This is a genomic window from Ktedonobacter racemifer DSM 44963 (assembly GCF_000178855.1).
Classification (GTDB): Bacteria; Chloroflexota; Ktedonobacteria; order Ktedonobacterales; family Ktedonobacteraceae; genus Ktedonobacter; species Ktedonobacter racemifer.
Genome location: NZ_ADVG01000001.1, coordinates 1,201,875 through 1,215,352, shown reverse-complemented (window position 1 = coordinate 1,215,352; position 13,478 = coordinate 1,201,875). Strand labels below are relative to the sequence as shown.

The window sequence follows — 13,478 nt, the reverse complement described above, 5'->3', positions numbered from 1 at the left end:
TAAAAGTCTCCTTTCCTTGAGCAAGATGTGAACCCCCGAGAAACGTTAGTTGGGGGCCGCATTATTGATAATGGAAGAGATAGCCGTTGCTAAGAGGACAAGCGCCAGTCCTCCCAGAGCGCGGTAGAGCGCGGCCTTCGCATGATCCTGGGAGCGTTCATGAGGAAACATCAGACCAATGGCACCCCACGCAAAGAAGAAGAGGGCGACGGCGTAGGCCACGGGTTTGATGCCGTTGTCATAGAGATTTTTGAAAAACTGCGTGATCGTGGAGGCATCTCCACCTCCTCCCGTGGCTGCTAGTGAGAGTGGGAAGAGGGGATTGGGAATGGGAGCGCCAGCCAGCGAGGTCACAAGGTGATGCACGGGCAGGTCTCCCAGGACCCGCGCCACGGCGGAAACGAGCGCCGGGTGCCAGTAAATCAGGATAATCATCGTCATGCTCCTTTTCGTTCTTTATTAGGAAAGGGTGAGGGGGTGGAGGTAGCCCACCACCTCAAAGGCATTCCAGTACCCGTTGTGGGTATTGACAGTTCCATCAGGATTGAGCGGAAGGGTTTGAATCGGGAACTCGCCATTGGCCTGGGCAAAGGTGATGGCGCTGTGATGAGGGTCAACGCCAAGCACAATGCTCACATGGCCATAGGCTCCTCCATTCCAGGCCATGATATCGCCTGCCTGTGGCACATTCCCATGTGCTGGCAGGCGCTGCCAGCCAGGTTGGGAGGCAAAGTGCTCCCAGTACTGATTGGCATTTTGGCCCTGAACGGGAAGTGGTTGGACATAGGCGTAGGCCGCAATCACAAAGACCACACATTGAAAGCTGTCTGGACTCCAGGAAGCGCACCCTGGGCAGTGTGCGTTGCCCCACGCGACGATCTCAGGCGGAAAGCCTGCGTCATAGTAGTGGTCAGCGCCACTGCCCTGGCAATCCGTGACAAGGCGGAGAGGCGTGCAGTGCAGGTGGGCCGCCATCTTGAGCGCCCATTGCACCACTTCAGCCCGCCGTCCAGTGCCCGACGTATCAATGGTTTGTGTGCCAGGACTTATCATGAGAGGTGACCCCTGAGCCTGGGCGTCCATCGCGGCTGTCATGCTCGTGGCGAACATCATGAGCACCATGAAGAGGCTTCCGCCAATCAGGAGTAGCTTGAGCATCCCTTCTCGTTCTCCTTTTCTCTGCTAAAGAGCTGCAATGGCTCGGATAGCTACCTGTTCGACCTGGGTACTGATCTGAGTTTGAACATGGTCTGCGTGTTGTTGCGCTTGTAAGATTGGGCGCAGGGCGTAGTCCTGGATCATGGAAGGCAGGCGTGGGACCAGAAAGAACACAGCTCCACTCAAGAGTAGCGAGACGATCTGCTGGATGACTGTTTCCAGCCCCTCGATTGGGCCGGTGGAGACCTGAATGCTGGTGCCATAGCTCACCAGGAGGCCACCTAAACTCAGCGCCGTGATCTGGACAAACTGGATCATGACCGTTGAGACAAAGGCGGAGAGCCAGATCTGTCCCCAGCGCTGTGTCTGTGGTAGGGCCAGGCAGAGAAGTCCCAGTGGCGAGAGGGCCGTCAGCAGGACGATGACTGCCAGACGGACCAGCATCTGCCAGGCCAGCCAGAGCATGTTCCAGAAGAGGAAGATCACAAACCAGACCCGGAGCAAGAAACCAAGGGCCACCTGATCGGGCGTCTGCCCCACAAAGTTGATCATCAAGGAGAGTGTGTCCTTGAGAAAGGAGTGGAGAAATAACTCGTCGACGCCCAGGCAGAGGGCATTATTAAAGTCAATGATGAGTCGACACACATACAGGCTGATGTGGGCGGCGAGAAAGGCCACGCAGAGCCGCGGGAGGGCTTCGTGCAGGGAGGGCATGGGCACGCCGATGCTTCGTCCAATGAGCACGTTGTAGGCCAGAAAGCCGACCAGGATGACCACGGCAGTATCCAGAAAGCCCAGCTCCCACTGCACCATCTGCTGAATCTGGCTATTGTCATAGGTGGCGAGCGCTGGTGTCTGAGAGAGGAAATTAAAGGGATTCTGCATAAAGAGCTCGATGATGGGGCGCACCACATTCCAGATCTGCTCGGTCACGTAGGCCAGGAACTCATTGCTATAGCAGGCCACATCTCCAATGCCACAGGCTGTTGAAAGTCAATAAGAATCGGCATCAAATGGCGATTACTCTGACCGAAAAGGGTTCCCTGGTAAAAAAAACAGAAAAGCTGAACAAGGAACGCCGATTACCTCAGAACCAGGTGTCGATTACGGCATCGGAGCTGCTGCTGCTCCCACTCCCGTTTCGGACGGTGTATGGTCATCCCGCGCCTGAGTTGCACGGAAGCTCTCCACCCCTGCCATATCGAGAATGACTGAGTGATGAACCACACGATCGACCGCTGCTAAAGTGGTCATGGGATCCTTGAAGATCCGATCCCAGGCAGAAAACACGAGATTAGTGGTAATGAGCACCGAGCGTTGCTCGTAGCGCTCGGCAAGGAGCGTGAAGAGCACCTCCATTTCTTCCCGATCCTGTTGGACATAACCAATATCATCCAGGATCAGACAGGCGACTTGCTGAAGCTTAGCAATCTCCTGAGGGAGACGCAGCTCCCGTTTAGCAGCAAGCAGGCGTTGGACAAGCGCTGCCGTAGAAGTCCAGAGCACGGTATGCCCCTGTTGGATGAGCTCATGGCCTAACGCCGCCGCGACGTGACTTTTCCCGACGCCTGGCGCCCCAACGGCAATGACATTGTGAGCATGAGTGACAAACGCCCCGCTGCGCAAGCGCTCAATTTGGAGCCGTAAACCCGCCGAGAGGCGCTCCCACTGAAAGGTGCGAAAGGTTTTCTCACGCGGTAATTTGGACTGCGCCAGATAGCGCTCGATGCGCCGCTGCGTTCGCGCCTCGCATTCCAGGCGTGCGAGTTCGTAGAGAAAACCCTCATGGGTCAGATTCTCTTTGCTGGCTTTGAGCGCGATCTGAGCAACGGTGCTGGCCATGGTCGGCAGACGCAGTTCGCGCAACATGGCCGTCAATTCTTCCTGTCGATTAGGCATGGGCACACCTCTGGGAGGGCAGCAGCTGATCGTAGGGCTGCAAATTGACCGGTACGGTCGTTACCTGGCGGACCTCGATGGGACGGACCAGATCGCGCACTGCCTCCGCTGTCGGCACCGTCTTGGCTTCTTCTAGCAACAGCAGCGCGGTTTCCACCTCGGCCTCTGAAAGGGTAGCTGCCAGATGGAGCACGCGCACATATTCCCGATCGGCACGCGCAGGTAGATCACTCCTGAGCCGATCGTAGGCCCGGCGAAAGGCCAGGGTCGGATAGAGATCGTCACGATAGCGATAGGCAGCAAAAGCCCCCGGTTTGCGCACCAATGACCAGATGATATGGCGATAGTTAATCACGTGCTGCGCGCGTCCGTGCAGGCGAGGCAAGGTCACCACGTGTTTGGAGCCAAGATAGCCCTCCAGGTGTTCGGCACGAACCCGTATCAGCAGCGTTGCTCCAATCAGGCGGGAGGGCACGGAATACATATTGCCTTGCACCACGATGGTGCTGAAGCGGCTCACGCTCACGCGGACCTCGCGGCAGGGAGCTAACGGCTGCGCTGGTAAAGGGCGCAATGCCTGCTGCTCCTGGGCATACCGTCCGGCGCGGGTCTGGTTGCGATAGCGCGCCAGATCCTGGAGGAAACGCTCATAGCTGGCACGATCAGGAAAATCTCTGCTTCCCCGCACCCGGAGTGCTTGGTCTAGCGCCTGTTGAAAGCGGTAATGCGATTGTTCGACATCTCCGTTCTCGTGAGCGACCCCTGCGTTGTTTGTCGTCGGCGTCATCGCGTAGTGCTGCATGAGCGCCTCATAGCGCTGCGTCCAATCTTCGCGCCCTGCCTTGTCCAGGCGACGTACTGCTGCGCTGAGATGATCGGTGCGATGCTGGGCTGGGACTCCGCCAAACTGCCACAACGCTCGCTCCAGGCCTTCAGCCAGCGCCTCAAACGTTTCTGCGAAGCAAATGCTGATAGCTTCGACGTTGGAATACGTGAGCACGCAATGATAGAGGAGATGAGGAAATGCTTCCCCAGCGATGGTGACGTTGAACTCCTCCATGTGGGTAAAATCGGACTGCGCACCTTCCCCAGGGGTATGCACTTGCTCAAAATAGACCTCTTTGTCCGGTCCCTGCGTCGCTTTCCAGGTCGCAATATGCCGCTGCAGGGTGCGTACCTGCGTCGGGCGATATTTGCTCGGATGCCGTGCACACAACAAAGCAAACAAGGTTGCCCCTTGCAGTGCTGGATCGCGTTGTAACTGTTCCACCACCCAGAGCCAATCTTCCTCAAAAGGGTTCTCACGTGTTCTCCAGATTCGGGGACGTTTGAGCTGGCTGGGCAATTTCCCGGCTCGTTCATACCGACGGGCAGTGCGTTCACTCATGCCTGCCCGTGCCGCAGCTACTTGCTGTGTAGTACCTTTGTGTCTTTCCCGCATATACAACATAACCTCCGCGTCTTTCTTCATGACACTCTCCTCATTGCTTGATATGAGTGTCATTCTAGGCCATCTTGCGGATTTCTGCCTCAAGGTGGCCGGACTTTCTCATTGTCGCCATCGGACGCGGTAATTATCTCTCAACAACAGGCAAAGGCTTGTTGCTGAGAGGATGGGCTGAGACGTATGCCTGTGTCTTCGCTTCCACCAGCCTGTGTGACGGGAGGAGCAGAAAGCGAGGTCTCCTGAGCAGTGGAAGATGCGGCATAGGGAGCAGGCGTATGAGCAGTGAGGAGCATCCCCACGATCACGAGCAGAACAATACCTCCCCATCGTGTGAGTATGACGTACGGTCTTCTTGTCATCAGGGATAGCAAGGCGCGAGTAAACAGGTGAGACATCAGGTGGCTCCTTCCTCGTTGTCGATCTATCTGTGTCAGGGGTAAGTGTACTCAAAGAGGATGGTGAATGGGAAGAGGAAAACCACCCAATAGTGGGCGAAGTAATTCCCAGTTTTGGGCGAAGTCGAGGATGCGAGCGTGCCTCCACGCCTCTGCCCTCATAAAAGAGGGATATTTTTCAACCGTCAAGCGTCTCTGGGAGGGTGTTTATGACCAAGAGGCAGAAAATTTTGATATGTTTTTTATGGGTTGGGGTGGATGAGGATGCTATAGTATTCAAATTGTCTGGATATTAGCGGAGACTGGGGAAGAGAGGAAAATGAATCGACGAGTCATCGCTTTTTGCGCTCATCTGGCGAGAAGCAAGGTAAACCAGAAGGTTGACCCCTGACCTGGAGCGCTCTGTACCCCAACATGGCCCTGATGCAGCTCGATGAGCGATTTGCACAGATACAAGCCTAAGCCGAAACTCAAGTCCAGTTCATGCTGGATAGAACTCCCTTTGCCGCGATGGAAGCGGTCCCAGAGATGCGCTTGCTCTTCGGCAGGGATGCCCGGCCCCTCATCATGTACCGAGACTCGCGCGACCGTATCCTCAACCGTCAGCGCCACCGACACGGGTCGTTCAGCAGGGGCAGAACGCAGTGCATTCGTCAGGTAAGTGGTGAGGACCTGGGTAATCCGCTGAACATCGGCGAGGATGGGCACGGCTTGCTCTGTGGGTATCTTCTCCAGTATGATCGCGTGTTCTGGCCTATCGTGTTGCTGCTTGGCTATTGCTTCTTTTAGCAGCGTAGACAGATCACAGGGGGTCATGGATAACGCCAGTTGGTTGGTCTGAATGCGTGCGTCGTCGATCAGGTCATTAATCATGCGCTGCAGAAGCCAGGCACTCTGCGAGGCAGAGGTTAAGGGCTGCTGGGCGCGTGTAATGTGCTCACTCACCTGGTCGGTTTGCTGACACTTCAAGGTATCTAACCGGCGCTGTACTAATTGTAGATTGCCCATGATTCCCGTCAGCGGCGTGCGTAGTTCATGACTGGCCAGTGTTAGGAAGTCATTGCTGAGGTGCTGTACTTCATGCAACACGAGGGTCCTGGTCTCTGTCTCAGTCTGTTCGTGCAAGCAGCGGAGACACCCCATGACCAGTACTGCCTGCGCCGCGACGGCTTTCACCAACTCCACCTCTTCTGGCGAGTACTCCCTCTCACCCCCGGCCTTAACGATGGCCAGATACCCAGCCAACTGTTGATCCAGAAAGAGGGGGACTATCAGAAGGTTCTCAGGCTCTCCTCCTTCAGGGCACACAAGGCGTCTTAGCAGGCTATCAGACGCGAGAATCGCCTCCTGGTTGGCGGGAAGACGAGCGATTACTGTTTCATCGACTCCCTCTGAGGGCAAGTATTTCCCTCTTTCCTCCCGGAAATGCTGTTCTTGCTCAGGAGTGAAGCCACTCCCCGCGACATAATACAGATACCTTGCTGGAGGCCGATAGGCGAGCAGCGACACCCGCAAACAATCCAGGACGTGACGAATCACCTCTACCAACCGTTGGGCCACGAAGACGGCTGGATGCGACAGGAGGAGGGTTTCTTCTGGCCAGGCGAGATCGATCAGCTCAGGAATCTGTGAGATAGCTGCATTCAGGGTCAACAGTGTCTCGTGGACGCGTTGGAGCTGGATGGCTTTCTGATGGCAGTAGGTGAGGTCATGGAACGTATAGGCGTTTCCCATCAGGTGCTTCTGTGCCTCACCTATGGCTACATTCCATAGGGTGACAGCAACCTCGCGCCCGGAGGGCAGATGCAGGATGAGCGCCTTTTCTGGCGAACTGGAGGCTGCTTCCTTGTTCAGTACGAGGTTCATCAGCCATTGTTCTGAGGAAATGTCTTGCTTTTGCTCGTCAGGCTGGGTGTAGTGCTTAAGAAACTGCTGATAGTCTGTTCCTCGACAGGACACTTCAGAGGGCACTTCAAAGAGCTTGCGGGCTGCGGCATTGATCCAGAGGATCTTCCCTTCCCGATCACAGGCGATGATACTTTCCGGGAAAGCCTCCAAGATTGCTTCTGCCTGGTTGAAGGGCATCCTGCGCTTGTGCCGTGTTTTCACCGAAGGAGAGCGAGGAGCGTGCTTCCCTACAGGTGTCATACCTGGCCTCCATTTGCTCTGATGAACCTGCTGCGGGTTTTTCTCCATCTCGTTCATCCTTGAAGATAGGACGGCTTCGACACAGACATGAGATCGTTCTCCCCTCTTGCCTACCCCCTAGACAAATAGCCAACGCACATGTTCGCGCGCCTGCACTCCTATCAGAGCACAGGTCACGGCGCTTTGGGCTGAGAACGCTCTGCCACATTCAGCGAGCCCTGTGAAATGTATGCGTTAGGAAATTTCTCTCTTACCTTCATTGTAGAAGGAACTGTCAAAGGCAAGATCACTGTTCCTTGTGACACTCCGCATGGGCTTAAGCCCAGCAGCTTCTGACACGGCTCCGTAAGCGCCTCCGTGAGACATATCCCGTAGGGACTACTCAAAATGGAGGCGTAGTGTGGTAGCCATATCTGAGAGGCGCGCACCCATCCGGCGCAATCCCCCCTGGGCGGTGCCAGGCCCGTTGGCGTGATCCCCTTGCCTTGCTTGAGCAAGAGATGGTTGCCCTTCGCGTTCGGCATCCTGAGAGATCCCAACACCTGGGTCTTTCGACCCCCTCATCGCACATCGCGAACGAGCATGAGGCTTTTCCTTCAACGGTTCTTGGGAGCGCTCGATCAAGCGCTGCCCGATTCTCAGACTGGCATTGCGGTCGGCATGGTCGCGCATCTGGCATTGTGGGCACAGGCAAAGCGCCGCGCCGGGCGTGTATCCCTCAACCGGCTCGCCCTCATTGTAGCGAATGACGGGCGCGTGACAGCGATGGCATTGCCGGCTCGTATTGCGCGGATTGACGCGGCACGTGATGAGACCACGTGCATTCCACGCCTTATACTTCGCGTACTTGAAGATGCGCCCTGCGCATCCAGTAGGCGCGTTTCCTGTTGCTGCGGCGCGAATACCTGCCTTTTTCCGGGCGCAGGGTGCCTAGATGCTCGAAGACGAGAATACTCGCCTCGTGCTTGGTGGCGAACTGGACAATGCGAGCGCTCACCAGGTGCGCGATCTGTTCGTCCACGTGCCTGATTTTGGCCCAGAGGTCGGCATTGTCCCGTTCGTTCTCGGCAATGATGCCAGTCTGAGATCGGTTGCGTGCAATGCGTCCAAGCAGTTTCTTCCTACAGCCCGATACCGCTGTGCCATTTCCAATGAAGGAAGTAGCCAGGATGGTGCCGTCAACCGTCTGGACGCTGCACACCGCGAGATGCTTGTCGAGATTGAGATCCACCGCGCAGAGACGTGTCTGCGCGGTAGTGAGTTGCTCTCCGCTCTTTGCGGGAGCCTCGAAGGTCTTCTCAATGGGAGTATGTAACCACCAGCGATCCCCCTTGCGAACAAGCTGTGGACTGCCCATCGCGTACCCCTGGGGAATATCGCGAGAAAGCGCACCAATTTTGAGCCAGGACCAGCACGAGCCAGTCCACACTCTGAGCATGATGGAGTGCTCAGCGCGTTCTTTCCACAAGCCCGCGTAGAAGGAGGCCGATGTGTTCCAGGTGCGCGGCGGGACCGGTGGCCGCTCCCTGAACGGCGGCTTCTTCTTGCCCTTTTTGCCTGGTTTGGCCTCGTGCTTCTCTTTGCGGGCTCGCCACGTTTTGAGCGAGGAGAAAAATGCGCGAGCAGAGCCAAGGGCCGCATTGATGGCGGCGCGGCGGAACATCGCGGGGATATCCGGGGCGATGTCGGAGAGTGGCAGAATGGGATGGGGGCTCTTCTCCGTCGCATGGGTGAGTTTCTCCAGGGCGGTGAGGGCCTCCTTGCTCTTGAGAGAGAGGATGCCCTCATGGGCCTGGATGACCTCAAAGTAGAAGGCCACGACACGATTGTAGAGCGCCTGATTCTCCGCGAAGGAGTGGGCTGACTGTGGCGGATACTGCAACGCTTGTCTGATTGTTTTCGTGGCTTTTGCCATTTTTCGTACGTTTCTCTCAAAAAATATATATCGTGCCTCTTGTAGAGTATACTCCAATGTATTGGAGTTGTCAAACATATGTTCTATAGTGTGCTATACACGGGCGAAAGCCGGGGCACGCCTCACTGCCGCCGTTGAAACGGCGCAGCTTGCGGCGGGCTAAAGCCCGTTGTGTCAACTCCACATCGAGCATAGAGCAATAACGTATATGTTGGCGAAGGATAAAAACGTCGCAGTCTCAATGCATGAGATATTATGATCTCGTGTTAAATATGTTGAGCATGCTCAAGAAGAGGAAATATGAGCTCGTGATAACGAATGTGAAAGGCCTTTTCATGCTGTTTGTGACGCAAAGAAGAGAACGCCTTTCAAGAGAAACGTTTGACGAAGAAGTACTCATCAAATCGAGGCAGGAGACCCCCGCATTCATGCGCGGGGAGGAATGCCGAGTCCTTTTCAGGCGCATGGGTGGCGGGGTCTGCCCTCTCCTTTCCGGTTTTCCTGTGTTGCCTAAGAATAGATGTGTATATGTTAAGAACAGGCTAGAGCAAAGGCACTCCTCTGACTCAAGAGAAACTGTTTGTGATGCATGGATACCTGCATCAGCCAGACCGTTCAGCATGCACGGATCGGCATGAGGGCCAACGCCCTGTACGCTAGCTCAACCTGCGTACCCTTTTCCGTGTGGGGCGACTTCCTCCGGGAAGTGGCGGTTGGTTGAACCGCTTGTCACCCGTCCTAGTGGTGTTCAGGCTTGTCCTGAAGGCTAACGTATCCTTCCCTGATCCATGGGTAAGCGTGAGGAGAGATACAAGCCCCCGGCTTTAGCCGTGGGGTCTGGTGACTGCAGAGTGGTACAGGGTTGGCGGAACCGATACCCAACACCTGTAATCGTTTCCAGATAGGTGGGATGCCTGGGATTGTCTTCCAACTTGAGGCGTAACGTATGCAAGTAGACACGAATGTAGTCCACTTCCTCATGATACCCTTGACCCCACACAGCATGGAGTAATGCCTGGTGGGCGAGTACCTTTCCTCCTTCGCGCATGAGGGTGAATAGCAAAGTGCATTCAATGGGTGTGAGACGAAGCACCTGCCCACGAACGACGACACACCGCTCTTTGCACAGTAAGCGAATCTGCTGATCCTCGCTTTCAAGTACCGTGCAAGGGCCAGCCAGCCTTGAAGCATCACATGAGGACGCCAGAGACGCTCGATAGCGCCTGGCATGTCCGTGTAAGCGGGCATGTAGTTCCTGTTTGCCACAGGAAAAGAAGACATAATCGTCGGCTCCAGCATCGAGCATGCTGACAATGTGTGCTTCCTCCTCCTGCCTGGAACAGATCACCAGCGGTGTGCGAGGCGTCATCTGACGAATCTGTTGGACCTCACGTGAGCATGTGCAGCAGGCAAGCCAGACATCGTGTTGCATCAGCCGCACCGTCATGGCGGAGGCACTACTCCCTAGATGCACCAGATGCGTGACCTTGAACTGGCCTCCTCGCAGTCGTGGCCGAAGCATGCGCGCTTCATCCCGAGTACCGAGGAGGAGGATGTGAGGAGGGTGCAACGGCACGGTCTCTCTGGTGTCTTCTGCGTTCATAGCTTCTTTTTTCTCTCCTTTGTTCAGTGAGGCCGTCTTAGTCGGGATTGAGATGAGAAAACGCCTGTGTACACGATGTGAAGGCCATTGGGCGACGCGCTCAGGATGCTCTCAACTGCCAGGTCATCAGGTTGCGCTTCTGGAGGATCTGGATGAAGCGCTCGACCTCACCCAGCGGCAACCGCAACACGTTCGCAATGTCCTGGGGCGTACGCTGCCCATTACTGAGCAAAAAGACGTGGCGTACGCGCACAGGGAGCGCAGCCAGAGGCGCTTGCTCAACAGGAACGGCTTGGAGCGGAACATGGACAGATGCTTCCGTGGTGCTGCTGGTGGCTGTGATCGCCGAGACGGGCGCTGTTTCTGCCTCATGGTCGTGCTGGTGTGCGTGAACCTGCCAGGGAAGAGCGCTGACTCCGTTCAGGACCTGCAAGGCTTCGCCCTGTTGCATGAGCACGCGTCTGCTCGTACGCAGGCACAGCTGGCAGCGAGTGATCCTTCCCTGCTCAAAGGACAGCTCTGCGATGACCTCCTGCCCTTCCGAGCGTTCGGCAACAGGCACAGATGGGGGAAGGATGGCAGAAAGGGAGAGGGTTGCTTGCGCAGTGCGCATCTGCTCAATTAAGGCGGCGAGTGGCATGTGATAGACCTGTGCTGTCTGTGTCGTGTGTCTGTGTTGCATAGCGTATCTCCTTGTTCTTGGTGTGATGGTTTCTCTGGGCTGATCTCTTGTTTTTTTTCTTCTTGTTTGGCTGCTCTTTCTCGCGCTGCTGTGTTCACTCCTGCTGGATGAAAAGGGAACAGGACTGGGAGCATGGTCGAAGGGACTGTGGGATGGGTCGCTCCACCTGCATGCTGCGGACCGTTCGTGGTACGCGTCCCGATGGCTTGTAGCCCCAGATGGTGCAGAGGTGCCAGTACCCACGAAAGGTGGGTTCGAGGAGCTCCAATTGCATCTCGTGATAGACCTGTTGATAGGCCTCGCGAGCAAGAGGACTCTCATGACGGGTGCAGAGTGGCGCCACGAGCTGATAGAAGTCATCGGCCTGCTCACGGAGCGTGCTATGAAAGGGCGTTCCGGCAGAGAAGTCGAGCAGACTCTCGTGTTGCTCAACAGAGACAAAGCCTCTCTTCTCCATCCGGGCGGGGAGGAGTTCAGGTCGAGAGAGACGTACTGTTCGTGCTCCTGGGAGCGATGGACGAGCCGCCGCTCGCAGCCTGTCCACCTGGTGCCAGTAAGAGGCACACAGGGTGCCGGCAGTAGCGCTGGTACTCGCTCCTTGCACACATTCCAACAGGCGCAAGACCCCACCTGGTCGAAGGAGCCGAAAACAGTCGTCAAGCAACAACGGCCACGCGTACTCAGGCAGGGCCGCATGGAGGAAACGTCCGCTGATGAGGTCCATACTCTCAGCAGGGAAGGGAAGAGGTCGGGTGAGTGGACACACCTGAAGAGAGACCTTGCGGCATCCCTGGACGGCGGCAAAGAAGGCAGCCTGTCTGGCATAGATCGCCTGCGAGGTGACGCCGATGATCTCCGTGGTTGGCTTCAAGGAAGCCAACTGTCGCAGCCACTCGCCGTGAGGATCTGTTCCGAGTTCCAGTACGCGCTTCATCTGGATGCCCTCGCCTTGCTCGGGAAGCGGCGTACGGAAATGCTGCACGAGCATACGCGCCTGCTGGCAGCGCCGCCGCCATTCCAGAGGATGCACCGGGGACACCAATACCTCCTCATCCAGGACCAAAGGATCCGAGGGGGTATAGAAGGGGTAGAGCGCCCCCTCGTGTGCACGAGGCGCCTGGCATCCCGCGTCTTCACGAACCTGTGGCATGAGGATGTGGGACGGCTTGTCATGTGCCGGGTGCTCGTTCTTTTCTTCAAAGAAGAGCAGGCCTTGTGATGATGGAAGGTGAATGCTCTGTTGCAGGCTCATTGCACGCCTCCCGGTTTGTAGGCATGGACACGAGAGAGGGTCCAGTGCCCCTTGAAGGTGGGGGCACTCATCTCTGCTCGCATCTGCTCAAAGATGTCTTCAAACCTCGCCTGGGTCAGGTCGGTGGTCTGGTAGAACACTGGGGCAAGCTGGTAAAAGAAGGATTCGGCATTGGTGCGCATACTGGCCTGATAGAGGGTGCCCGCCGAAAAGTCGAGCATCATCCGTTGTTCTTCAATGTCACAGTAGCCGATGTCGTGCAGGAGTTCGAAGAGGTGTGTGTGTTGCAAAGGTGAACTGGCAAGCTCTGAGCACTCCTGGCGTTCTTTGTGCTGAGAGAGAAGCGTCTGTGTGCGCACGGCAAGGGCTTGCTCATAGAAGCGGGTCAGCGTTTCACAGGCGAGGCTATTGGAGAAGGCGGCGATGCATTCCGTGAGGCGGAGCAGCCCTCCAGGGCGTAGGACACGCCAACACTCTCGGAGCAGTCGGAGCCAGCCAGCCTGGGTGAGAAAGGTGCGTAAGAAGCGAGCGTTGATGAGCGTGGAGAAGTTGGCAGGGCAGCACAACTCCCTGGCAAAGTCCATCTGGAGAAATTGGACGCGCTCCTGGGCCTGCATCTGGCGAAAGGTCGTGGCCTGCCGGACGTAGGGGGCAAGGGCCGAGACGCCAAAGACCAGGCAGAAGGGATCGTCAAAGGCCACATCACAGGCCCATGTGCCTCCTGGCCCACACCCAAGGTCCAGGATGATTTGTGGTGAGGTGGACGTGGTGATACTCATCTCTTCCAGTTCAGGTAAGGGTTCCTTGAGGGCTGAGGCGAGCATATGATATTGCGCGATCACGCGCGCCTGTTCGGCGGAGGCCAGTGGATCAAGCAGCAGGGGGCCATGTGCACTGGTTTCGGCGTAAATACGATGGGAGGCGTGAAACATCTTTCCCTTCCTCTTCTTCTTTCTACTCTCAACCTGACAAAATGACA

General features: G+C 56.5%; 11 protein-coding genes and 1 pseudogene. All 12 read right to left on the bottom strand.

Annotated elements, in window-relative coordinates:
• Nucleotides 1-45 precede the first annotated feature (45 nt).
• The 12 genes and pseudogenes from KRAC_RS05425 to KRAC_RS05355 all read right to left on the bottom strand — a co-directional run bounded on the left by KRAC_RS05425 (nucleotide 46) and on the right by KRAC_RS05355 (nucleotide 13,431).
• Nucleotides 46-435 carry a hypothetical protein gene (locus tag KRAC_RS05425; protein ID WP_007905085.1) on the bottom strand — a complete coding sequence of 130 codons (390 nt, stop codon included), beginning with the start codon at nucleotides 433-435 and terminating at the stop codon, nucleotides 46-48.
• 24 nt (nucleotides 436-459) lie between these two features.
• Nucleotides 460-1,158, bottom strand: a complete 699-nt coding sequence (locus KRAC_RS05420) for a CHAP domain-containing protein (RefSeq protein WP_007905084.1) — start codon at nucleotides 1,156-1,158, stop codon at nucleotides 460-462.
• 24 nt (nucleotides 1,159-1,182) lie between these two features.
• A complete protein-coding gene (locus KRAC_RS05415) occupies nucleotides 1,183-2,124 on the bottom strand; it encodes a hypothetical protein (RefSeq protein ID WP_007905083.1) in 942 nt (313 codons plus the stop codon).
• Between the two features lie 138 nt (nucleotides 2,125-2,262).
• Nucleotides 2,263-3,057 (bottom strand): IS21-like element helper ATPase IstB, encoded by a 795-nt coding sequence (gene istB, locus KRAC_RS05410; RefSeq protein WP_007905082.1) that lies wholly within the window; start codon nucleotides 3,055-3,057, stop codon nucleotides 2,263-2,265.
• Nucleotides 3,050-4,528 (bottom strand): IS21 family transposase, encoded by a 1,479-nt coding sequence (istA, locus tag KRAC_RS05405; protein WP_007905079.1) that lies wholly within the window; start codon nucleotides 4,526-4,528, stop codon nucleotides 3,050-3,052. The genes istB and istA overlap by 8 nt, the downstream gene beginning before the upstream one ends.
• A 110-nt stretch (nucleotides 4,529-4,638) precedes the next feature.
• Nucleotides 4,639-4,899 (bottom strand): hypothetical protein, encoded by a 261-nt coding sequence (locus KRAC_RS05400; protein WP_007905074.1) that lies wholly within the window; start codon nucleotides 4,897-4,899, stop codon nucleotides 4,639-4,641.
• Nucleotides 4,900-5,247: 348 nt separating this feature from the next.
• Nucleotides 5,248-7,047, bottom strand: coding sequence for a sensor histidine kinase (locus tag KRAC_RS05390; RefSeq protein WP_244421968.1), 1,800 nt, complete (start codon nucleotides 7,045-7,047; stop codon nucleotides 5,248-5,250).
• Between the two features lie 378 nt (nucleotides 7,048-7,425).
• Nucleotides 7,426-8,962, bottom strand: a pseudogene (locus tag KRAC_RS05380) (zinc ribbon domain-containing protein).
• 766 nt (nucleotides 8,963-9,728) lie between these two features.
• Nucleotides 9,729-10,565 (bottom strand): winged helix-turn-helix domain-containing protein, encoded by an 837-nt coding sequence (locus tag KRAC_RS60830; RefSeq protein ID WP_007905071.1) that lies wholly within the window; start codon nucleotides 10,563-10,565, stop codon nucleotides 9,729-9,731.
• Nucleotides 10,566-10,665: 100 nt separating this feature from the next.
• Entirely contained in the window at nucleotides 10,666-11,247 is a 582-nt protein-coding gene (locus KRAC_RS05365; protein WP_007905070.1) for a hypothetical protein, read from the bottom strand.
• A gap of 94 nt (nucleotides 11,248-11,341) precedes the next feature.
• A complete protein-coding gene (locus KRAC_RS05360; RefSeq protein WP_007905069.1) occupies nucleotides 11,342-12,499 on the bottom strand; it encodes a class I SAM-dependent methyltransferase in 1,158 nt (385 codons plus the stop codon).
• Nucleotides 12,496-13,431 (bottom strand): class I SAM-dependent methyltransferase, encoded by a 936-nt coding sequence (locus KRAC_RS05355; RefSeq protein WP_007905068.1) that lies wholly within the window; start codon nucleotides 13,429-13,431, stop codon nucleotides 12,496-12,498. Before KRAC_RS05355 ends, KRAC_RS05360 begins: the two co-directional genes overlap by 4 nt.
• Nucleotides 13,432-13,478: the final 47 nt, after the last annotated feature.